Origin of the sequence: Brevundimonas sp. UBA5713, assembly GCF_002419815.1 — a bacterium.
GTDB lineage: Bacteria > Pseudomonadota > Alphaproteobacteria > Caulobacterales > Caulobacteraceae > Brevundimonas.
Genome location: NZ_DIGV01000020.1, coordinates 7,937 through 30,296, shown reverse-complemented (window position 1 = coordinate 30,296; position 22,360 = coordinate 7,937). Strand labels below are relative to the sequence as shown.

The window sequence follows — 22,360 nt, the reverse complement described above, 5'->3', positions numbered from 1 at the left end:
AGTTTCAGGGGGTCACGTCAGCTCCGGCGCGAGAAAGACTAAGTGCTTGCTGCATATGGCGCGGTCGTTCGCGCTTCGTGAATGACACGGGGCGTTCACTGGCGAAGAGCAGGTGGTTCAAGGCGTAAGGTCGCTGGAGGGCTGATAAGGGCGGGGACAAAAGGACGGTCTCAACTTTCTTAATCTCATCACGAGCCCACTATGAAACGTGCCCTTGCCGTCCTCGCCCTGACGGGCAGTCTTATCATTGCCAGCAGCGCCACCGCACAGGATTCTGGCCGCCTACACCTCAACGTGGAGACGGGCACCGAAGCCGGCAGCGTCATGATCGCGCTTTACGACAGTGAAACCGCCTATGAGGGTGGCGCGCCATCACGTGTGGCTCATATTGATATTGAAAACGGCGAACGCACAGTGGTGTTCGAAGGCCTCGCTTTGGGTGACTATGGGATCAAAGCGTTTCACGACGTGAACAACAACGCCAAGATGGACACCAACCCGTTCGGCATGCCGGTCGAACCCTATGCCTTTTCCAACAATGCAGTAGGTAATATGGGGCCCGCCAAATGGGATCGCGCCCGTTTTACCGTTGATGGCGCGACGCAACACAGTTTGACGCTGCGTTGATCGGGAGCGGCCAGATGGATTTCTCGAGACGTTCATTCCTTGGTGCTTCGGCCGCTGCTTCTGTTTTAACGCCTGACAAGACGTGGGCGGCAGCAGCATTGAAACAGGCGCAGAGCTGGTCTTTGGCGACGGCAGACGTTGCAGAGGACTTGAAACCACGCATGATGGATTTGGTCCATGGCCGGGTGCCAGAGGCACTGAAGGGCACGCTCTATCGTAATGGTCCGGCGCAGTTTCGTCGCCCCGGCGGCTCGTCACAGCACTGGTTTGATGGCGACGGTATGATCCGTCGCTGGTATATCGAAGACGGTCAGGTGCAACTGACCGCCCGCTTTGCCGACACCCGAAAACGTCGTCAGGAAGAAGAGGCGGGAGCCATGCTGATGCCGGGCTTTGGCACCTTGCCTGATCCGCGTGCCCGCATTGGATCAGCCGATGATGCCAGTCCCGCCAATACCTCCGTTCACAAGGTGGGCGACAAGATATGGGCCCTGTGGGAAGCCGGCTCACCACTGGCGATGGATCCTGTCACGCTTGAGACGGATGACTACGTCACTCTGCGTCCCGATCTGAAAGCCATGCCCTATCTGGCCCACCCGCGCGTGGAGCCTGATGGCACGATCTGGAACCTTGGCTTGAGTGGGGGCAACGCCATCATCTGGCACCTGTCAGCAGATGGCAGCCTGCGCACAGCCGAGGTGATCCAGATGCCTATGGCCAGCTACATCCACGACTTCACGGCCACCGCTCGCCATCTGGTGATCTTGCTCCAGCCGTGGGTTCACACCCGCAACATCATGCCCTTATCGCAAGCTTTCGAGTGGAAACCTGAACTGGGCACCAAGGTTTTGGTGATCGACAAGGATAACCTGAGCAACAGGCGCATATTCGAGTTGCCGCCATTCGGCTTCTTCCATGTCGGCGAGGCATGGGAAGAGAACGACGGGACGATCCGCTTTGACGTGGCGGCCCACAGGCACATGGACTTTGCTGCCAAAGGAGCCAGTGAAATCCTGAATGGTGTGGCTTTAGATCATGAGCCTGCCGAGCTTGTCATGGTTGTGCTCGGCTCCGATGACCGTGGACGTTTGGAAAAAACAGGGACGATTGCCGAGTTTCCGCGCAGTGATCCGCGCAGGGCAGGACTTGCCCGTCGTTTCAGCCTGCATACGACAGGCTCGCGTGAAGGCACACCTCTGGCCTCATCCATTGGTGTGACGGACTGGAGTTCAGGTCGCGCGCACGTCTACGACTTCGGGCCGGAGCATGTGGTGGACGAGATGGTCTATGTGCCAAAGCCAGGTGCATGCGCAGAACAGGATGCTTGGCTGATCGGCCCGACAGTGAATCTTAAGGCCGGTGTCAGCGAGCTTCACCTGCTTGATCTGGCGCACATCGAGGATGGACCGGTTTGCACATGGCGGGCGGATGTGGCGCTACCGGCAGCCTTCCACGGCAACTGGACTGCATAGACTGGGTGTGATTACCACCAGCCGGCTTCGCGCAGGGCCCGGGCGTGGCGACGACTGACGGGGGCCAGAGTGCCATCCACCAGTGTGAGGGTCGCCCGTCCGTCGCCACGTGCAACCTCGCGCACGGCGTCCTTGGCAACCCACCAACTGCGATGGGTTTGAGCGCCCTCAAGCCCGTCGAGCTCTTCCAAAGCATCCGACAGGCGCATGAGAATGAGGTCAGATCCTCTGCTGGTGTGCAAACGCAGATAGTGGTCCTCAGACTGAATAGCCCATAGCGTGGCACCCTTCAGCTTTAACGGCAGGCGTTGCAGAAAGCGCGCCGGAGGATGACCTTCGACATAGTGGGTGGCGATCGGATTTTTGCGAGAGGCCAACACGTTGATCGCGGCAAGAATGAGCGTAATCAGCAATACCGGTACGAAGAAGTGCGGCAGGTGCTGGAGCATTGGCAACTCTCGCCAAAACAGTAGTGTGGTTGCGATCCATACCGTGAGTGTTACCGGCACACTCATGATCAGAGACAGCAAAATCACTTCCAGCCATGGACGGTCGGAGGTGTCAATCAGTCGCTCCAGCAGGGGGCTGCAGACCTGTGACCACAATCCGCCCAGAACAATCAGCGGTACCCAGTAGATCAGTCTGATCCACAAAGGCTCTTGAAGGCTTCCAAAGGCTCCGCTGAAGGCTAGAAACACCCCGGCAACGGCACCGATCAGGATGCCTCTCAGCATAGAACGTTGATGGAGGGGGATCTGCTCCGATTTTGCCAAACCCAGAAGACCTGCTTGTCGGTAACCTTCAATAGGATTTGTTTGACCAGTTCTGTCCATCATCAAAACCTTTGGCACATTTCAGTGCGCGGATTAGAGGACGATAGGCCTCATCTTGAGTTTAATGTTAGACGGCGATTTTGCAGTGTTGCAAGCGCCAAGATTGCATGGGTTTGGCGCTTGATGCGCTAGCGCAAAACTGACGTGCCCGTTCAGGCTTGCCGGACGAAAACCGGAATAGGCCGCCCCCCGCGTGCTCCATCTCCCGCCCAGCGCACGTCGGGCAGCCAGACGACCGCTGAACACCGTGTCCGAGCGCTTTTCCTCGGCCTCGTCGAGGGTCACGTCACCGGTCTGCAGATCGTCCTCAAGCCGGAAGCCGTTCTCGTTGGTCCAGTTATCCAGCCGCACACCGCCAGCCACCAGCCACGGTCCAGCCTCCCACGAGCCGTCCAGATAAAGTCCCGCCACAGAGGCTTCGCCCCCCGCCTTGCGACCGCGCGTGAACTGTCCGTTCTGGAAGCGGAACAGCTCCTGCGTCTCGCCCTCGGTGAAGCGGGCATCGGCCCCCACTTCCCATTCCAGCAAGCCGCCTACCAAGCGGTCACGACGACGCCAAGCCGCATTCGCGCCCCACCCTTCGGCAGGCGTGCGATAGGTGCCGTAAGGTTAATTGGGCATTGGCAAAACAGCCCCTACCCTGCGCGCTATCAGACGGTAGCGGCCGTCCAAGCAGTATCTGCATCGGCACGACAGCGACGAAGCGTGGACCTGCTGATCAGATGGCGTTGGATGTTGAAGGTATTGTAGATCGCTGCGTGGGTGGTGAGGAACTTCTGGGCAGAGGCTTGGGATTTGAACCCTTGCTGCTGCCGCTCCCGTCGTCGGATCGGCAGATGCGAGTTCTCAACGCGGTTATTGTCTCGTAACCGGCCAGGCCTGTGAAGATGCCGCATTTCCAGTTGATCGAGCGCCGCACCATACGACGCCAGCTCGTCCGTTGGTTTCTGGCTCGACAGGTTGGTTTCGCAAAAGACGTCTCATCAGCTTCAAAGCCGCCTCTGTATCCCGTCGACGCTGGACGATGACATCTAAAACCTCGCCTTCGTCGTCGACCGCACGCCACAGATACATGCGTCGGCCGCCTATCTTGCAAACCATCTCATCGAGATGCCAACGGCAAGTCGGAGGCACTCTCCGCTTCTTCAGCCGCCGTGCAATCAGAGGCCCGAACTTGATCGTCCAGCACCGTATCGTTTCGTAACTGACGTCAATTCCGCGTTGCGCCAGCAGTTTCTCGACTCACGAAAGCTCAGGCTGAAACGAAAGTACAGCCACACGGCATGACGGATCACCTCGGCTGGAAAGCGATGTCTCTTGAACGATAGCGGCTTCATAAAATCGCCTTCTCCACCAATGGCTTGCAGCCTTCGAAGTGGAGCACCTTTAGCGTTAGACTGACAGCACCCCTGCTAGTCAGTCAATAAATGTCGAACGATTTCAAATACATTAGAGACTTTTTAATCCCACGTCTAAATCTATCTCATTCAGTCTGTCAGACGTCGCTCGTTCCATACACGAGTAAGTTCTGTTCTGACCAACTAAGCGGCAACCTCTAGTGCATTTAACTTTGAGAGAGCTTCGGCGCTCAAACGACCATTTAGTATGGCCGCTTGTATTTTGGGTGACAGGAATACCCATTCCAGTCGGTGTAGTCTGATGTTGGCAGGCCAACCTGCTTTCGGCTCCGATAGTGCCTTCCGCATGGGCGCGAACGCAGCATGCGCGGCTCGCAGCTTTTTAATCGCCGCAAGCTTGATGGCGTTTGCAGGAGTACCTGGCAGGGCCTAAGCATCTTCCCCCCAGCTGCGACCACCATGCATCTTCAGGCGAGCCGATATGGACAGCCGCACACGACCAAGACGAGAGGGATCGGGTATCAACCGATGGCCGACCCAAAGCTTCTTCTCCAAATCCTGCACCGACATGCCATCTGGATTCAAATCTTTCAGCGCTTTGAGGTTGATGACGAGCTGCACCGATGCGCTATGGATCTCGACGCGAACCACCAAATCGCGCAGCACCTCGGTAGTGATCTTCTTTGTCTACCCAGCGAGTTCAACAATTCTTCTCAGAACAAGGTCGTCCAAGGTGGGCCAGTTCTTAATCGATCTTACCAAGATACCGGGCGCTGTTTAAGATGGCTTGGCTACGGTTAGGCGTGCCCAGCTTCTTTAGAATGGCTGAAACATGCTGTTTGACGGTCCCCTCAGTCAGACCTAATTCCCCGGCGATTTGCTTGTTTAACTTACCCTCGGCCATCGCTTTCAATACGCGCATCTGGGCTTTGGAAAGCGTTAGCAAACGTTTGTGGTAATCCTCTGTATGGGCTTGCGAAGTGATACCGATTGGGAAAATCTTATCCCCTCGCATCACGCCGCCTATAGCATTGACTAATGTTTCTACGGGTTCAGCCTTGCTCAAATAGGCGTCCACATCAAACGACCGCGCCATGGAAACCATGTGTGGGTCTACGCGGGCGGAAATGATCGCGAAATGGGATTTTGGCAAAATCTGCTGCAGCTGGATCAGCGCGCTGAATCCCTCAGCGTCTGGCAGCATGAGATCCAACATAACCATGCGCACGCGCTCGGAATGCCGACGGGCAAAGCTTTCCGCTTCGGCAGCGCTGGAAACCCGGCCAACCTCGAACTGCGGATAGGCTTTCGCCACTGCCGCTTCCAGAGCCTCGGCCACGAGCGGGTGATCATCAACAATAAGAACTATCCAACGCATTATACCAACGCTTCCTCTTCATATTGGGAAGCTGAACGCGGGCATTGAAGTTCCCGCGATCGTCAGAAATGTAAGGCAAACCTATAACTTTGGTTCGATAGACCCGTTTTTACGGGTCCGGTTTATGGACCCGTGCCGAAATGATGAACATTTGGGTCCCAACGCAGCTTTCAATCGTTGGAGTTCACATGAACCGCTTCGCTCTCATCTCCGCCCTCGCCGTTGCCGCCCTGGGCTTTGCTGGCACCGCTTCGGCCCAATCGACCGCTTCGGCTTCCGGCCAGGGCTCGATCACCGTCATCCGCCCGCTGACCGTAACCAAGAGCGCCGACATGAAGTTCGGCACCGTGGTACGCCCGTCGACCGGTTCCGGTTCAGTCGTCGTCAGCAATGCTGGTGCTCGCACCGTTTCGGGCGGCGTTGTTGCCCTGAACTCGGGTGACACCCCGCAGGCAGCCCAGTTCAACATCGACGGCGAAGGCGGCCAATCCGTCTCGGTCACCGTCCCGGCTACCTTCACCATGGCCAACGGTTCGGAAAGCCTGACCGTCACCACCAGCAACAATCTGGGCGCCAATGCATCGGCCCAAACTCTCAGCAACGCATTGGGTTCGGCAGGTTCGCTGAACGTACGTGTCGGTGGTTCGGTCGCTCTGCCTTCGACCGCAGCGACCGGCGTTTACACGGGAACCTTCACCGTGTCGGCGGCCTATAACTAAGGAATGATGGCCGCTGCGCCTATCCGCAGCGGCCTCCCGGTGCGTGAGATTTGGTATGAGACAGGGCTGGCCTCAATATGTTGCAAACACCGTGGCTGCTGCGGCTCTGGCCCTCTCCGCCAGCGTCCTGCCCACGAATGCCCAAGTCGGTGCCGATCTGAACATCTCGCCCAAGCGTGTGGTGTTCGCCCCCGGCGAGCGCAGCGCGATCGTCTATGTTTTCAACCAGGGCGACCAACCAGCGACATATACGGTCGACCTGGTCGACCGCATCATGCTGCCCGATGGCCAGATCATCGCCGCCTCCGAACGTCCAGAATTGGACATTTCATCGGCTGCTGATCTGGTCCAGCACACGCCGCGTCGGGTGACCTTGCAGCCGCGCGAAAGCCAGGCCATCCGCTTGCGGGCCCGCCCCGCTGGCGATGGATCGGTCGAGCATCGCTCACACCTGACCATTACCGCCCTGCCCCCCGAAGACAGCGGCTTCACCGCAGCACAGGCCGCTGCAGGCAATGACGGCGATGTGGCCTTGCAAGTCATTGCCCTGTTTAGCGTTAGTATTCCTGTCATCGTGCGCGATAATGCCGCCGATGCCCGAGCCGGCATCAGCAATGCCCACTTGGAGCAGGGAGCATCGGGCACCGAACTGGTGTTCGACATTGACCGTTTGGGCGCGAACTCAGTCTATGGCGATCTTGAAGTCCGCCTAGGAACCACTGACGACGCGCCGCTGATGACAGTCGTGCGCGGGGTCGCGGTCTATCCGGAAATTGCCAAGCGCACCGTCCGTCTGGCCCTGCCACAAGCCGTATCCACCGGTCAGGCTTTGACGGTTGTCTATCGCGACGATGATGCCCATCCGGGCGAGGTGCTAGCCGTCACGCGGGTTGCGACCCCGTGAAAACCCTTGGCTTTGCCAGCGCGATCGCGCTGGGTTGGTGTCTCGCCCTTACCGCAGCCCGCGCCCAAGACGGGGCGACGGCCGCGGCGCTGGTCGATGCTGCCTCGCCCCAACCTTTTAGCAGCGAAGACCTGTTGTGGCTCGAGGTGCGCTCCGGACCTGCCCTTCTGGCCGAATCCGTAAACGTCTATGCGTCGCGGACGGGCGTCTTTGTACCCATTGGCGAACTATCGCGGGTACTGGACCTAGCAGTCGGCGTCTTTCCGTCCCAGCGTCGGGCGGAAGGCTGGATTTTGTCGCCGGATCGCAAGCTGACGGTCGATCTTTCCTCCGGAAAGGCGGTGCTGGCAGGCCGTGAAATCACGATATCAGCCGATCAGGCCGCTATCTATGCCGATGACCTCTATCTGCGGATCGATGTGATCGAACAATTGCTCCCTGTGCGCCTGAAGCCTGATACCAGCGCTCAGGTGCTGGAGCTTACTCCGCTTGAGCCCCTGCCCTTTCAGCAACGCCTTGAACGCGACCAGCGTCGCAGTCGTTTGGGACTGGGCACCAGCGGGGATCATCCTGTCGAGATCGCCACGCCCTATCAGGCCTTCACCGCCCCCGCGTTCGACATCAATATCGGCGGGCAAACGGGCCGTGACGGTCGAGACCAGACCAGCCGTTATGACATACGCGCTGCAGGCGACCTGCTGTGGGCGGGCCTCGAGGCGTGGATTGGCTCAGATGATGACGCAAACCTGAGCGACAGCCGCATCAGCCTTTCGCGCCGCGACAGCAACGGCCATGCACTGGGAAATCTGGGCGGGACCCATGCGGGTATCGGCGATGTCTATACACCGTCGCTTGCACTCGGTGCTGCCAGCATCAGCGGGCGCGGCGTTTTCTATACTTCGGCTCCGCGAGACAGCCTTGATATCGGGACACCGCTGGATCTGCGTGGCGAGTTGGCCGCCGGCGAAGAAGTCGAACTATATGTGAACGAGGTCCTTTACGGATCACAGTCCACGCCGGTGCAGGGCCAGTACGAGTTTTTGGACGTGCCGCTGACCTACGGCCTAAACACGCTTCGTCTTGTCTTTTACGGGCCGCACGGTGAGATTCGCGAAACCGTACGCCGCATCAATTTCGGTGCCGGTCAGGTTGAGCCGGGTCGCGTCATCGTCCGCCTCGGTGCTGTTGATCAGGGCCGCACCTTGCTGGATCTGAATGACGATCCCCTCAGACAACCGGGCATAGTTCCACCGGGTATGCGCCTGGTTGCCGGTGTGGATTATGGACTTTCATCAGCCGTCACCATTTCTGGCGGTGTCGCCCGCTTTCGTCCGGTTGCTGGCGAAGACTCCCGTTCAATGGTCACGATCGGCCTTCGCACGTCTCTCGGCCCTTTTGCGACGCAGGTCGACGCGGGTTGGGACGATCAGGATGGTCAGGCCCTGGCTGGTGGTTTTGCCGGCAGGATATCGGGCATTTCACTCGTCGGCAGGCATGCGGAATACCGCAACAGCTTCATCGACGAGACGCGACAGTTGGGATTGGGCAATGCCTCACCGCTGAGACGGGCCAGTGAATTACGCGCTGACGGCCAGTTGAAAGGCCCCCATTCCCAGACGATTCCCTGGTCGCTCAACCTCAGACGCCTTGAGCGCCGCGACAACAGCGCCCAGACCAATGCCGAGCTGCGCGCCTCTACACCGATCGGACGCTTCTATGCTTCCAGCAGCATTGTTTGGGATGAGGATAGGCGTGCCGACGAAACCCGTACCCAGCGCTGGGCGGGTTCCAGCGACGTGGCCACACTGGTTGCGCGACGCCTTCAACTGCGCGCGGGCCTGACCTACGGCCTTTCGCCCGACCTCAAGCTGGAGACGGGTTATCTGACGGCGGACTGGCAATTGCGCGACAATCAGGCCCTACGCTTTGGCGTGGTTCGCTCGCTCGGATCGGAAATACGCACTACGGTACAAGCGTCTCACATATGGCGGGCCCGTCGCTTCGATCTTGCAGTGAACAGTGCCGTCGAGACTGAAACAGGTGAATGGCGTGTCGGCCTGCAACTCGGGTTCGGCTTTGGTTATGACCCCGTTGGTCGAGGCTATCGACTGGTTCGCAGCGGCGGCGCTTCTGGCGGAGCCGCGGCCCTAAATGCCTGGATCGACGCCAATGGTGACGGTATCCGCCAGTTCGATGAAGAGGGCGTTGCCGGTATCATTGCCGACGTCCCGACTGACGCCCTGACCACGGATGAACGAGGCATGGCCTATGCTCCAGGCTTGGGTGACCCCGGCACGGCAGTCATTCGCCTCAATACCGAAGCGGTGGAGGATCCCTATCTCGTCGGCGGCCCTACCCTGCTCGCGGTCGAGCCACGGCCTGGACGGACGGTCATCGTCAACTATCCCATGCAGCGTTCGTCCGAGATCGAGCTGCGTGTCGTTTTGGAGCGCCAGGCAGGCGATAGCCGCGCCTTGTCCGCCGTTGATATCGAATTGGTCGACAAGGACGGAAAGGTCTTCAGCACCCGAAGCGACCACGCCGGTATCGCCTTCATCGAAGGTGTCCCTCCGGGCGATTACCGCGTCCGTCTGAATGAGGAACAAGCGGCAACCCTGGGGCTTAGAATTGACGAGGAACGACGGGTTCTTATCCCGCCTTCGGGCGGTTTCGTCCGCGCTGGCACAATCAAGGTTAGCCTGAAAGGAGCGGTATCATGACCCGGTGGCTTATCGGCCTCATGGCGCTGTCCACAATCTTGATGGCCATGCCAGCGGCTGCCCAGTTGGCGGTCGCCCGCTCCCCTGCCGAAGCGCCAACACTCGGGCGCACCATCCGGGGGCAATCGCCCACGGTCTTCAGCGTCAGCACCAACGGCGTGGTAACGCGCGTTTCAGGGGATTCAATCCGCCTGAGCACATCCTCAGTGCGTACGCCGACCATTACTGTAACCTGCGGTTTGAACATCCTGTCCTCGCTGTGCGCGTTGCGGCCTATCCGGGTGACCATCACGCCAGCCGGTGGCCAGGGACCTGCAACCATTACTCGACTCAGGGTCGCCAACCTCCGCGGGGCGACCTATCGAAGCGGTTCTCCTTCAGAGGGCGCGACCGTCAGCTTCGATCTTGACCCCTTGGGCCTGTTCCGCGATGCAAGCTTTGACCTGGGCATGGATGTCAGGCTGAATGGGGCCGCTCCGGGGGGCGAACACCCGTTCGATTATCTGGTGACGGTGCAACTGCTATGATCGCGATACTGCTAGCCTCGGCCATCGTACAGGCCAGCACGGGCGCACCGGATGCTACGGCAGCCATTACGGTGCACTCGGCCCTGAAAGTCTCCTCGGTGACCCCGATCCAACTTCGCGCCAGCGCATTGAACAATCCGGCGATCATTGACGTGGGTGCCGATCCGAACCGCGCCTACCGTCTGCAGGTCCAGACCTATTTGCTTCAAGCCGATGGAGAGACGTCGCCCACCAGCGCAGCGTGGGCCGACGCCAGCCCGACGCCTCTGCCTCATGTGGATGCAAAGGGCAAAGCTAGGATCAATCTGCCGGACATTGACGGTTTCCTGCACCATACCGCCACAGGCGTGCCGATCCTTCCCGTGCGCGTTGTCTATGAATAGAGGTCGCTTTCGGCACGGATGATCTCGACCAACCGGTTCAGAGCTTCATCCGAGGGCTTATTGCCAGCCTCGAACTCCGCATCGATGGCCAAGGCATATTCGGACAGGGCCGGGTAGCCGAACAAGCCCGCCGCGCCTGCCAGACCATGTACGACCTGCTCCAGCACCTCGTAGTCACCGTCATAGATGGCACGCGATATCTTGTCGGCATCGGCGCGGGCCCGCTCTCTGAAGCGCGCTCGCAAAGCCTCCAGAGCGTCATTCATGCGCCCGCCCCCGCCAACAGGTCGCGCACCTCTTGCGCCAGCCCCATGGGGTCAAAGGGTTTGGTAATGACGCCTATGGCCCCCAAGGCCTTGTAATCCGCCACTTCGGACCCTTGCGCCCGTGCCGTCATGAATACGACCGGCGTATGCTCCAGCGCAGGCCGCTGGCGCAGGTGTTGAAGGACCATAGGTCCATCCATCCCCGGCATCATGACATCCAACAGGATCACGTCAGGCCGCAACCCTCCATCAAGGATGGAAAGGGCTTCAGGACCGGACGATGCACTGATCGAGGTTGTCATGGGGTCCAGATCAAACGACAACGCCGCCACTTCGCGGATATCCGCTTCGTCATCGACGTGTAGCAGGGTCAGTTGCTCCTTCATGTCATATCCTTTCGCGTCAGACGCCGTACCGTCCGAGCCAGCGACGAGACAGGCGTGCGCGACTTCACCAGAACGGCTTCGATACCCGCACCCAGTTCAAGATCGGCATCGCTGGCTGAATAAATGATAGCGGGTATCGGCGGCTGGTCCCCGCTCTCGAGATTGCCCAGCAATTCCAGACCGGAGCCGTCCGGCAGGCCGATATCCAGAATGACCAGATCGGGATGACGACTTTCCAGATAACGTCTCGCCTCGGCCAGTGATCCTGCCGCCTCTATAGTCGCCACTCCCGAAAGGGCGGATGCCGTGAGGCTGCGCACGTCCTCTTCATCCTCTACATGAAGGATCAAAGGTTGCGCCTTGCTCCCGGCGGTCGCCGCCTGAACCGCATGCAGCAGGCGATCCACTTCCAGCGGCTTTTCCATCCAGTCCAAGACTTGAAGCGATGCCGCCTTTGCCATGCCTTGCGAGATATCGGCGGACACAACCAGAATGGGCAGATCCCGCGTCAGGGCGGATTTGCGCAGCGCGCGGATCAGGCTCACCCCATTCGCATCGGGCAGTTGCAAGTCGATCAGCGCAGCGGCGAATTTCGTCTGACCGACCAGCGCCAACGCCTCACGGGCGGTCGAGGCAACCTGTATCTGATATCCGTCCTCTTGCAGAATACTGCGCAACACCTCGGCGGCATCGGGATCATCCTCGACCACCAACAACTGCGGTCCATCCACCCGGTTCTGGATAGGCACCGCAGCGACACGCGGCAGTTGCAGATGGAAGACGGCCCCAAGGCCCGGATCAGGATCAAACCACAGCCGCCCACCATGCCGCTCTGCAATCTCGCGAGAAATGGCTAGCCCCAGACCCGTTCCCCCGCGCTGGCGCGTATCGGACGAATCCGCCTGCGCGAACTTCTCGAATATTCTTGATCTGAAAGCCTCAGGCACACCGGGCCCACGGTCCAACACAGTCAACGTGACCGTCGGTCCGTCATCTACCATCAGCCGGACCGTGACCGTCTCCCCAGAAGGGGAAAACTTCAAGGCATTGGACAACAGGTTCACGATCACCTGGATAAGTCGGTCCATGTCCCCCATGACCGTGGCTGTTGCCCGGCCATCCAGTTCGACTTGTACCTTGTGATCGGAGGCCATTCCGCTGACGGCATCAATCGACCGCATTGCCAGTTCACGCAAGTCCACCCGTTCCAAACGCAATGCCATCTGGCCGGATTCCAGTTTCTCGATGTCAAGAATGTCGTTGATCAACCGAACTAAGCGTTGACTGTTTGACTGGGCAATGCCGATGAGGCGGGCGGCTTTGTCTGGCAACACCCCTGCCGCTCCGCCCGCCAAAAGGCCCAGCGATCCGGCAATCGAAGTCAGCGGCGTTCGCAGTTCGTGGCTGACGGTAGAGACGAACTGTGACTTCATCTCGTCCATGCGCCTACGCTCCGAAACATCCTTGAGTGCCACGATTATATTGGTGGTATTATCTATAGTTACGGGGCTTACGGAAACCTCTGCAGGAAAAACAGAGCCATCCTTACGGCGGACGCATATCTCTCCTTCAAGAGCTTCCTCTAGAGGGGATCGTTTATTGCGAAGCTGATCGAGAATGCGTGGATGACCCGATCTATCAAGATCAACAAAAAGTCTAACATTTTTACCAACAACGTCTTTAGAAGTTTGTTGTATCGCTTTTTCAGCTGCAAAATTTATTCGAATAACGTTCCCATTATCTTCGAGTACGAGAAGCGGTTGAAAGCTGCCTTGGAAAAGTGCCTGCTGCTGACTGTCAGATGCTGCAACTTCTTTTAGCAAACCTGCTTGACGTCGCATGTAGTGCCAGATGGTGATCGCGGCACCTAACATCAGCAAGACGAACAGAACGGACAAAACTATCACGGCCCGACGCGTGCTTAATGCCTGGTGTTGGTGATGGGTTCGCAACTGTTCCAACATGGCAGCTTCTTGTTGATTCAGCAGGGCTATCTCGTCACGAATGCGGTCCATAGCCACTTTGCCCGAGAGTGCCCGGTCATGTCGTTCCGCTGCCGGTAAGTTTGTCGCTCTTTCTGCGCCAGCACGCAGCAGATCGCGCTTTGTCCGAACCAGTATCTCCAGACGCTCTAAACGCGCTGGGTCGCGTGCGAACAGCTGTTTCAACTGCGACCACTCGCTATCCAATCGGTCCTCGGCGTTTTGATAGGGCGCGAGAAAAACAGGATTTCGGGTCAAAAGGAAGCCACGAAGTCCTGTTTCGCCATCCTGAAGTAACGAAAAGACATCTTGCAGTTGCTCGCGGCGGTCATGTGCTTTGTTGAGCGCCCTTTCAAACTGTTGCTCGCTAGTCAATTCGCGCAGCGTCTGGTTTGCCATCGTGACGATGGCCAATAGAGCGAATGCCCCAAAAAATAAAAACAGCACATACGCGCGCTTGGCGCGGCGACTAGCGCTAGAACCCGTTACCAATCATCTCTCCTCCACGGTCTAGTTTAGTGAATGCGCAGAGGATGTGGGGGTTCACCGCGTTCAACGTCTGCAATGCCTCTGTCACGTCCAAAAAGACACAGCGACCAGTTGAAACCATCAGTTTTACAGCCCCCCACACACTGGTTATTTTTAGACGGTAGCCGTCATTTTTGTGGCATCCGCATTCTGTTCGCTACCTGAAGCGCTCACAATCGTTCTTGAGGTGCCGTCAGGTTAATTAGGCATTGGCAGAAAAGTCCCTACCCTGCTCATTTTCAGATGGTAGCGGCCGCCCAAGCAGCATCCGCATCGCCACGAAAGCGACGAAGTGTAGGTCTGCTGATCAGATGGCGTTGGATGTTGAAGGTGTTGTAGATCGCGGCGTGGGTTGTGAGAAATCTCTGCGCTGAGGCTTGGGATTTGAACCTCTGCTGCTGTCGCTCTCGTCGTCGGATCGGCAAATGCGAGTTTTCAACGCGGTTATTGTCTCGTAGCCGGCCAGGGCGATGAAGGTGCCGCAGTTCCAACTGATCAAGCGACGCACCGTACGATGCCAGCCCATCCGTTGTGATGGTTTCCGGCTCGACAGGTTGTTTGCGTAAAAGACGTTTGATTAGATTCAGCGCGGCCTCTGTGTCCCGCCGGCGCTGGACGATGACGTCTAAAACCTCGCCTTCGTCGTCAACCGCGCGCCACAGATACATGCGCCGTCCTCCGATCTTGCAGACCATTTCATCGAGATGCCAACGGCCTGTCGGAGGCACTCTCCTCTTCTTGAGCCGCCGTGCAATCAGAGGCCCGAACTTGATCGTCCAGCACCGGATCGTTTCGTAGCTGACGTCAATTCCGCGTTGCGCCATCAGTTCCTCGACGTCGCGGAAGCTCAAGCTGAAACGAAAGTACAGCCACACGGCATGACGTATCACCTCAGCTGGAAAACGATGTCGCTTAAAAGATAGAGGCTTCATAAAATCGCCCACCCCACCAATGGCTTGCAGCCTTCGAAGTGGAGCACCTTTAGCGTTAGACTGACAGCACCCCTTCTAGTCAGTCAATAAATCTCTAGCGATTTCAACCACATTAGAGACTCTTTAGTCCCACGTCTAAATCCATCTCATTCGGGCTATAAGACGTCGATCTCTCCATACACAAGATGGTTCTGATCTGACCAACTGAGTGGAACAGCTTTTAGCGCGTTTAACTTTGCGAGAGCTTCGGCGCTCAAGCGACCATTCAATATGGCGGCTTGTATTTTAGGCGACAGGAATACCCATTCCAGTCGGTGCAACCTAATGTTGGCAGGCCAACCTGCCTTCGGGTCTGATAGCGTCTTCCGCAAGGGCGCGAACGCCGCATGCGCGGCTCGAAGTTTCTTTACCGCCGCAAGCTTGATAGCGTTTGCAGGAGTACCTGGCAGGGCCTGAGCATCTTCCACCCAGGTGCGACCCCCATGCATCTTCAGGCGAGCCGATATGGACAGCCTTACACGCCCCAGACGAGAGGGCTCGGGCATCAACCGATCGCCGACCCAAAGCTTCTTCTCCAAGTCCTGCACCGACGTGCCATCTGGATTTAAATCTTTGAGCGCTTTGAGGTTGATGACGAGCTGCACCGATGCGCTATGGATCTCGACGCGAACCACCAAATCGCGCAGCACATCGGTCGTGATCTCTTCGTTGCCTATCCCTACGAGTCCAACGACCCTTCTCTGAATGAGGTCGTCCAAAGCTTTGCAGGGTACTCGACCCAAGCCATCGGGATTTCTCAATCCCGGAGCCAATCGCGGCGCAACGTAATACCCATAGGTTCTTCGCTTTCCGGGGATGAACTGCGGGACCATTTTCTGCCCGAACTCATCAAATATCCGGCCATGCAGCTTAGCCCGCTCAAGATTGGGCGCGCGACGTTTCCAAACATCTGCGCGGTGGCTGAGAAGGGTTTGTACAGTCTCGAACAGACGTTGATCGATCAGGGCTTCGTGACGGCCTTCATACACCGTTCCCTTGTGGCAGATGAGCCCAAGGTAGGTCTTGTTTTGAAGCAGATATCGCAGAGCGCCACGACTGAACGGAGCCCCTACCGTTTCGGTGCCGTTTTGAGCTTTATGCGCCTTGGTGCGAATACCGTTGTCCATCAACTGCTGTTGAAGATCGCACAGAGAGCGACATAGGGTGAAGCGTTCGAAGATATAACGAACGACGACCGCCTCTTCCTCATTGACCCGGAGCCTTCGGTCTCCAGAGGCATCTGGCGGATCATAACCCAGAGGCACGGTTCCACCCATCCACATGCCCTTGGCCTTAGAGGCCAAAACCTTGTCACGGATCCGTTCACCGGTGACCTCACGTTCAAACTGGGCGAATGACAAGAGTATATTGAGCGTAAGCCTGCCCATGGAGCTGTTCGTATTAAAAGCTTGGGTAACGCTCACAAAGGCCGTGCCCTGCTTGTCCAAGCACTCGAGAATGCGGGCAAAATCAGCCAGTGAGCGGGTCAGTCGATCAACCTTATAGACCACGACAACATCGATCCGTTTGGCCTCCACATCACGCAAAAGACGCTGAAGACCCGGTCGGCTCATGCTCGCTCCAGAAAAGCCGCCGTCGTCGTATCGTGTACGAACAACCGTCCAACCTTCTCCGCCCTGCGATTGGACATAGGCCTCGCAATACTCTCTTTGCGCATGCAGGGAGTTGAAGGTCTGATCCAGCCCTTCTTCGGTGCTTTTGCGCGTGTAGATCGCGCATCTAAGACGCTCACGATGCGCCATGCCCGCCTCGCGGCCGAAGCCCAAAGAAACGCGGTCCGTTCCAACGCACAACCGTGATCTCACGCGCTATTGCGGACAAGCTACGGTATGTACGATCTCGGTATCGAAACCCTCGGGCTTCTGCGACGACCTCATGGACGACACCATGGTACTCGCGCGCCACGCGACTACCCTCTCGTAACGTTTGCATGACTGGCGTAGCTGTTGATTTAAGATGCCGGCGGTCCGCGGCACTTAAATCGCCATAAAGTTCAACCTGAAGACGCCAGGCCACAAGATGCCTCATCAGCCTTACAGACCGTAACGCTGGAGGTGCTCCCCAACGTTTGCGCCACTCGTCTTGCACCTCTGAAAGCGTGCTATGTTCCAAGCTGGCGAGGAAGGCTTCTAACTCGTCATCCACAGCGGCCATGGGTCATTCTCCCGTAAGAAAGCCCACTCCGACAAGACAGTTACATACCACGATTATATTCAAACATAAACGATCAAATACAATCGCTTAACACCACTAATGTGGAGACTATTTACCGACTGTATAGGTCCACCGGAAAATCAGAGTGCCAAACAAGCACTCTGACCAAGTCATTTCAGCAATCAGGGGCGCAAAAGAACCTTGCCGGTCTTGCCCGGCGTCAAGGACGCCTTAACAGCCTCGGAAATCTGGGCGAGATCAAACACAGCCTCGACCGGCAGCTTTAATTCTCCTGATACAACCAGTTGAAGAAGCTCGCCGATCAAAGCGGCCCGTTTGGGTGCGGGCATGGCAGCGCTGACTTTCGAGCCCCAGAACCCCTTAACCACGGCCTGTTTGAAGATAACGTCGCCGGAAGGGATCTGCATGGGCTCACCGCCCATGGTTCCGAACGAAACAAGCAGCCCGTTCTCGCCCAGCAAGCCTATCAGGTCGCTGCTGGCCTTGCCGCCAATAGAGTCAACGGCAGCTTTAATAGAGGCATCTCCCACAAGGCTGCGAACCGTGTCCTTCCACGATCCGGTTGCTGTGGAAACAGCATTACCGATACCGACGAGGGCCAACTCCTCGATCCCTGCATCACGGCGAACCAGGTTCACGACATTAATCCCGCGTGCCTTCGCCAACATGGCAAGCGTTTTGCCGACCGCCCCATTGGCAGTGTTCTGGATCACCCAGTCACCGCTTTCTACGCCAAGGAAATCAAGCAGGGTGATCGCGCTGAAAGGCATGGCAATCAGTTGGGCGGCCGCTTCATCGGGGATAGCATCGGGCAGCGGCACCAAACCGCCCGCAGATGCCAGAAAATACTCTGCCCAGCTTCCGTGAACACCGGCAACAGCCACACGCTGCCCCACAGAAATGCCCGTCACATCGGGCCCCAGCGCATCCACCACACCTACGGCCTCGCTGCCACCGATGGCAGGCAGATCCGGTTTGTAACCATACTGCCCGCGCACCGTCCAAAGGTCGTGGTTATGAATAGGAGACAGTATAGTCTTGATCCTCACCTGCCTTGGGCCAGGCTCCGGAACGGCACTCTTCGCCAGCGCGAGAACCTCGGCGGGTTCGCCGAATGTCTGGTGGACAGCACTACGCATGTCGCTCTCCGGTCTTTTAAAGTGCAGTCACGTGCAGGCGCACATCGACATTGTTGCGTGTCGCATTCGAATACGGACACGCATGATGCGCAGCCTCGACAAGCTTCTCAGACTGTTCGGTGTCGATGCCGGTGGTCTCGACGTAGATATCAATATCGAGTGCGTAGCCCCCATCACTGCGCTGACCGATGCCGACCTCGACCGAGGTCTTGCTGGTGACTTCCAGCTTCATCTGCCCTGCGATCATCGACAGGGCGCTGTCAAAGCAGGCCGCATAGCCAAGGGCAAACAACTGCTCGGGGTTGGCACCGACTTCGCCCGTTCCGGGGCGCGCCAGATCAAACGACAGACCACCATCATCAAGCGCGGTGTGTCCTGAACGTCCACCGGTCGCAGTGGCACGGGTTTTGTAGAAAATCTTCATCGTTCAATCCTCGGAGCTGAACTGGAATGAAACCTGTTTAGCCCCCGGACAACGAGAGACCAGTCACATAAGCTTGAGGCTCGTAAGACACGGGTCCGCACTTAACGTGCAGACGGTGCTGTCAGGATAACTAAGCGAAGTCGAAAGATCCCTACCCTGCTCATTTTCAGACCACGGCCGCCTCCCACGCGGCATTCGCTTCAGCGCGAAAGCAACGAAGTGTGGGTCTGCTGATCAAATGGCGCTGGAAGTTGAAGGTGATGTAGATCGCGGCGTGGGTGGTGAGAAATCTCTGGGCTGAGGCTTGGGATTTGAACCTCTGATGCTGCCGCTCCCGTCGTCGGATCGGCAGATGCGAGTTCTCAACGCGGTTGTTGTCACGAAGCCTGCCAGGGCGATGCAGATGGCGCAGTTCCAACTGATCGAGTGCCGCACCGTACGAGGCCAACCCGTCCGTCGTGATGGTTTCTGGCTCAACCGGTTGATTGCGCAAAAGACGTCTGATCAGCTTCAAAGCCGCCTCTGTGTCCCGCTGGCGCTGGACAACGACGTCTAAAACCTCGCCTTCGTCGTCGACTGCGCGCCACAGATACATGCGCCGTCCTCCGATCTTGCAGACCATTTCATCGAGATGCCAACGGCCTGTCGGAGGCACTCTCCGCTTCTTCAGCCGCCGTGCAATCAGAGGCCCAAACTTGATCGTCCAGCACCGGATCGTTTCGTAGCTGACGTCAATTCCGCGTTGCGCCATCAGTTCCTCGACGTCGCGGAAGCTAAGATTAAAGCGAAAATACAACCACACGGCATGACGGATCACTTCGCCTGGGAAGCGGTGTCGCTTAAACGATAGCGGTTTCATAAAACGCCTTCTCCACCAATGGCTTGCAGCCTTCGAAGTGGAGCACCTTTAGCGTTAGACTGACAGCACCACACTGACAGCACATAGAGACTATTCACGGACTGTGTAGGTCCACTAGGCCGCTATCTCCATTCGGCCAACAGCTGTCCCTTGGACGTTTCGAATGCGACACGCTCAAGGTGGACCGCCGCGGCGCATATCGGTCTTTGATCAATGTCAGCAGCCTGGCAGCGGATCGACTGCCCGTCGTCGAAGGCTGCCATCCGCCCCTCGAACACGACGCGATAGCCATCGGGGTCCGCCACTGCCGGTGCCCCGCTTTGGCCTCTCAGGACAAATTCATAAGCGCGTCCCATACGGCGGCTCAGACGCGAGCTGCCTTCTTCGAAGACCGACATCAGCGCTGCAGTTTGTGGCGACAGCGTAACAACCGGGACCGACTCCACCATGGGACGTTCAGGATCGGTGTTGGTGCTGCCGGTGACGTCGACTGACACCTCCTGTTTTGTCGGCATTATCGGGTGTCGTGGACAAGTTTCGCCACGCATCCACGGCCAGGCAAGCCAAAAGCCTTCAGCGGCTTCCCAGCTTCCCGAGGCAGAACCGCCGATCATATCGTCCGTCCAATCCACGGCTCCGAGCGAGAGACGAAGGTCGCCAGACCTATCAATAGTCGTCAGCGACGCAACGCTGGGGGGCACGGCCGTTCCTTGCGCGATCGGCTCACCGCAGCCCATCGGTTGACGCACCTTAAATCGGCGGCCAGCCAAGGAGGTGTTCGCCTGCCCTGTCCCCGATGCAAAGTTCGAAGCGGCCTGATCGATTTCAACCAGTAGCGCGGCGCGGTCCAGCAAGGGGGTGGTCACAATAATCGTAGGGGTTACTGCCTCGGGGGTGGCTGGCGGCTCTGGCGCAGCCCTATCACAACCGGACAGGACCAAAGCGCCCGCGGCCAGACACACCAGTGGCGACGGCCTGAGACTGAAACCTCTCGCGCGGCGTGAGGTGCGATGTGCGGCGGACACATCGGTCATTGACGGTTTCGAGGCATTGGGCTGGCGCATGGACCCAACCTAACACAAAGATACCGAAGTGCAGCGAATTGAGGTTGACGAGACGGGCATGGCAGGGTCTGCCATAGGTATGACCGTAGACCAGATTATTGCGCTCGCGGTGCTTGTCGGTGTGGTTGGCGTGCTTATCCATGGCAAGTTACGCGCGGACGTTGTCGCGCTTGCCGGCGCGGCCGTCTTGCTGCTGCTGGGGGTCGTACGCCCCGTAGAGGTACAAAGCGCCTTCGCCAGCCCCGCCGTTATCACCTTGGCGGGTCTGTTTGTGATTGCCTATGCGATCGAGTTATCGGGCTTTCTAGGGATGCTGATCCGCAAAGCCAGCGATCTATCCAAACGCATCGGGGCTGCGGGCATCTGGATTGTCATCGGGCTTTGCGGCTCGGTGGGCGGATTTTTGAATAATACGCCGGTCGTTGTCTTGGCTGCGCCCGTTATACGCGACGTGGCCAAGTCGCTGAAGATGTCGCCCAAGCGCTTTTTGATGCCACTCAGCCACGTCACGGTGATGGGCGGGCTGCTGACTCTGATCGGAACGTCTACCAATTTGTTAGTCAACGACATGGCCCGAAATGCAGGACAGCCTGTATTCTCCCTGTTCGAGATCACGCCTGTCGGCCTGTGCATCGCTTTGACCGGCGGTCTGTGGATGTATTTCATCAGCGGACGCCAACTGCACCGCTCGGGTGAAAAAGAAGAAGCCGAAGCTGCGCGCCTGGAGGAAGAAGAAGCTCTGCGATTGAAACAGCAGGCGCGCCGCGAGTTTCGGTTTATGGGCTTCCGCCTGCCCCGTCTTGGAGAGAGCCGCAACCAGACCGACGGATCGGGCGATGGCAGTCTCGGGGATCTGGAACTGTTTGGAGCCGGAGACCGGCCCTTCCGTCTGCGCCCTGCCCTTATTTCCATGGGCGTCTTTATTGCCGTTATTGTAGCGGCAGCTGTGGGCTGGGTACCTATCGCGGCAGCGGCCTTTGCGGGTGCGGTGGTGTTGATCCTTCTGCGCGTGATCACACCCGAAGAGGCCTATGCAGGTCTACGGCCCGAAATCCTGCTTCTGATCGCAGGCATGGTGGTTGTGGGCACAGCCATTGAAGTGACCGGCCTTGCTCAACAAGGTGCCGGATACCTCATCGACATCATCCGTCCACTTGGGCCGCTAGGAGCACTTATCGTGTTTTACGGTGTCACCCTGATCGCCACCGAACTGCTGTCGAATGCCACGGTCGCCGTTCTGGTCACACCAATTGCCGTGGCCGTCGCCAACAGCTTGGGCGTGGATCCCAGACCATTCCTGGTCGCCGTCATGATGGCTGCCTCTGCCGCCTTTGCCACGCCGTTTGGCTATCAGACCAATGTGCTGGTCTTTAACATGGCCAACTATTCCTACATGGATTTCGTTCGCGTCGGCGTGCCTCTGAACCTCATTACCTGGGCTACAGCCATGGTCGCGATACCGATCTTTTTCCCATTCTGAATTTGTAGTCCCACTGCTACAAGCCAGAGCTTGAGTACCTGTTAGTGGTCCGACATTTTTTCGAAATTACTGAACATTTACGCTGATCCAAGTAAGATCTGCATGGCCTCGGTCCTATGCCGCTAGGCTCAGGACCCATTGAAT

Annotated in this window: 22 protein-coding genes and 1 pseudogene; 8 read left to right on the top strand and 15 right to left on the bottom strand. The window is 58.0% G+C overall.

Going from position 1 to position 22,360, the window contains the following annotated elements; genetic code table 11:
* Positions 1-201: 201 nt before the first annotated feature.
* Positions 202-627, top strand: coding sequence for a DUF2141 domain-containing protein (locus tag B3B04_RS05515; RefSeq protein ID WP_292040759.1), 426 nt, complete (start codon positions 202-204; stop codon positions 625-627).
* Positions 628-641: 14 nt separating this feature from the next.
* Positions 642-2,099, top strand: coding sequence for a carotenoid oxygenase family protein (locus B3B04_RS05510; protein WP_292040756.1), 1,458 nt, complete (start codon positions 642-644; stop codon positions 2,097-2,099).
* A gap of 11 nt (positions 2,100-2,110) precedes the next feature.
* Here the strand turns inward: B3B04_RS05510 and B3B04_RS05505 are convergent, their stop codons facing one another.
* The 5 genes and pseudogenes from B3B04_RS05505 to B3B04_RS05485 form a co-directional block, all read right to left on the bottom strand.
* A complete protein-coding gene (locus tag B3B04_RS05505) occupies positions 2,111-2,935 on the bottom strand; it encodes a LytTR family DNA-binding domain-containing protein (protein WP_292040753.1) in 825 nt (274 codons plus the stop codon).
* 30 nt (positions 2,936-2,965) lie between these two features.
* Positions 2,966-3,460, bottom strand: a complete 495-nt coding sequence (locus B3B04_RS05500; protein ID WP_292040752.1) for a TonB-dependent receptor domain-containing protein — start codon at positions 3,458-3,460, stop codon at positions 2,966-2,968.
* 122 nt (positions 3,461-3,582) lie between these two features.
* Positions 3,583-4,269: pseudogene (locus B3B04_RS05495) on the bottom strand (IS6 family transposase).
* 450 nt (positions 4,270-4,719) lie between these two features.
* Entirely contained in the window at positions 4,720-4,956 is a 237-nt protein-coding gene (locus tag B3B04_RS05490; RefSeq protein WP_292040750.1) for a hypothetical protein, read from the bottom strand.
* Positions 4,957-5,035: 79 nt separating this feature from the next.
* Positions 5,036-5,668 (bottom strand): LuxR C-terminal-related transcriptional regulator, encoded by a 633-nt coding sequence (locus tag B3B04_RS05485; protein WP_292040749.1) that lies wholly within the window; start codon positions 5,666-5,668, stop codon positions 5,036-5,038.
* A 188-nt stretch (positions 5,669-5,856) separates the two neighbouring features.
* Here B3B04_RS05485 and B3B04_RS05480 point away from each other — a divergent pair, with 188 nt between their 5' ends.
* From B3B04_RS05480 to B3B04_RS05460, 5 genes are read left to right on the top strand one after another with little or no spacing between them, the layout of a single operon-like run.
* Positions 5,857-6,387, top strand: a complete 531-nt coding sequence (locus tag B3B04_RS05480; RefSeq protein WP_292040746.1) for a DUF4402 domain-containing protein — start codon at positions 5,857-5,859, stop codon at positions 6,385-6,387.
* A gap of 55 nt (positions 6,388-6,442) precedes the next feature.
* A complete protein-coding gene (locus B3B04_RS05475; protein WP_292040744.1) occupies positions 6,443-7,291 on the top strand; it encodes a hypothetical protein in 849 nt (282 codons plus the stop codon).
* A complete protein-coding gene (locus tag B3B04_RS05470; RefSeq protein ID WP_292040742.1) occupies positions 7,288-10,011 on the top strand; it encodes a hypothetical protein in 2,724 nt (907 codons plus the stop codon). The genes B3B04_RS05475 and B3B04_RS05470 overlap by 4 nt, the downstream gene beginning before the upstream one ends.
* The gene (locus B3B04_RS05465) at positions 10,008-10,538 is read left to right on the top strand and encodes a hypothetical protein (protein ID WP_292040740.1); all 531 of its coding nucleotides are present in this window, start codon (positions 10,008-10,010) and stop codon (positions 10,536-10,538) included. Before B3B04_RS05470 ends, B3B04_RS05465 begins: the two co-directional genes overlap by 4 nt.
* Positions 10,535-10,921, top strand: coding sequence for a hypothetical protein (locus B3B04_RS05460; RefSeq protein ID WP_292040736.1), 387 nt, complete (start codon positions 10,535-10,537; stop codon positions 10,919-10,921). The genes B3B04_RS05465 and B3B04_RS05460 overlap by 4 nt, the downstream gene beginning before the upstream one ends.
* On the opposite strand, the gene B3B04_RS05455 is transcribed toward B3B04_RS05460, so the two are convergent.
* From B3B04_RS05455 to B3B04_RS05410, 10 genes are all read right to left on the bottom strand, one after another.
* The gene (locus B3B04_RS05455; RefSeq protein WP_292040735.1) at positions 10,912-11,187 is read right to left on the bottom strand and encodes an Hpt domain-containing protein; all 276 of its coding nucleotides are present in this window, start codon (positions 11,185-11,187) and stop codon (positions 10,912-10,914) included. The genes B3B04_RS05460 and B3B04_RS05455 overlap by 10 nt on opposite strands.
* Entirely contained in the window at positions 11,184-11,573 is a 390-nt protein-coding gene (locus B3B04_RS05450; protein ID WP_292040733.1) for a response regulator, read from the bottom strand. The genes B3B04_RS05455 and B3B04_RS05450 overlap by 4 nt, the downstream gene beginning before the upstream one ends.
* Complete coding sequence (locus B3B04_RS05445; protein WP_292040732.1) at positions 11,570-14,047, bottom strand: response regulator; 2,478 nt, start codon at positions 14,045-14,047, stop codon at positions 11,570-11,572. Before B3B04_RS05445 ends, B3B04_RS05450 begins: the two co-directional genes overlap by 4 nt.
* Positions 14,048-14,322: 275 nt before the next feature.
* Positions 14,323-15,015 carry an IS6 family transposase gene (locus B3B04_RS05440; RefSeq protein ID WP_292040730.1) on the bottom strand — a complete coding sequence of 231 codons (693 nt, stop codon included), beginning with the start codon at positions 15,013-15,015 and terminating at the stop codon, positions 14,323-14,325.
* 155 nt (positions 15,016-15,170) lie between these two features.
* Positions 15,171-16,817, bottom strand: coding sequence for a recombinase family protein (locus B3B04_RS05435; RefSeq protein WP_292040729.1), 1,647 nt, complete (start codon positions 16,815-16,817; stop codon positions 15,171-15,173).
* Positions 16,804-17,229 (bottom strand): DUF2924 domain-containing protein, encoded by a 426-nt coding sequence (locus tag B3B04_RS05430; protein WP_292040727.1) that lies wholly within the window; start codon positions 17,227-17,229, stop codon positions 16,804-16,806. The genes B3B04_RS05435 and B3B04_RS05430 overlap by 14 nt, the downstream gene beginning before the upstream one ends.
* A gap of 182 nt (positions 17,230-17,411) precedes the next feature.
* Positions 17,412-18,389, bottom strand: a complete 978-nt coding sequence (locus B3B04_RS05425) for a zinc-binding dehydrogenase (RefSeq protein WP_292040724.1) — start codon at positions 18,387-18,389, stop codon at positions 17,412-17,414.
* Positions 18,390-18,405: 16 nt separating this feature from the next.
* Positions 18,406-18,813, bottom strand: a complete 408-nt coding sequence (locus tag B3B04_RS05420; RefSeq protein WP_242915582.1) for an organic hydroperoxide resistance protein — start codon at positions 18,811-18,813, stop codon at positions 18,406-18,408.
* 166 nt (positions 18,814-18,979) lie between these two features.
* Positions 18,980-19,672 (bottom strand): IS6 family transposase, encoded by a 693-nt coding sequence (locus B3B04_RS05415; RefSeq protein ID WP_292040722.1) that lies wholly within the window; start codon positions 19,670-19,672, stop codon positions 18,980-18,982.
* Positions 19,673-19,794: 122 nt separating this feature from the next.
* Positions 19,795-20,526: a hypothetical protein gene (locus B3B04_RS05410; protein ID WP_292040721.1), complete on the bottom strand. Its 732-nt coding sequence runs from the start codon at positions 20,524-20,526 to the stop codon at positions 19,795-19,797.
* 289 nt (positions 20,527-20,815) lie between these two features.
* Here B3B04_RS05410 and B3B04_RS05405 point away from each other — a divergent pair, with 289 nt between their 5' ends.
* Positions 20,816-22,216, top strand: coding sequence for an SLC13 family permease (locus B3B04_RS05405; protein ID WP_292040762.1), 1,401 nt, complete (start codon positions 20,816-20,818; stop codon positions 22,214-22,216).
* Positions 22,217-22,360 lie beyond the last annotated feature (144 nt).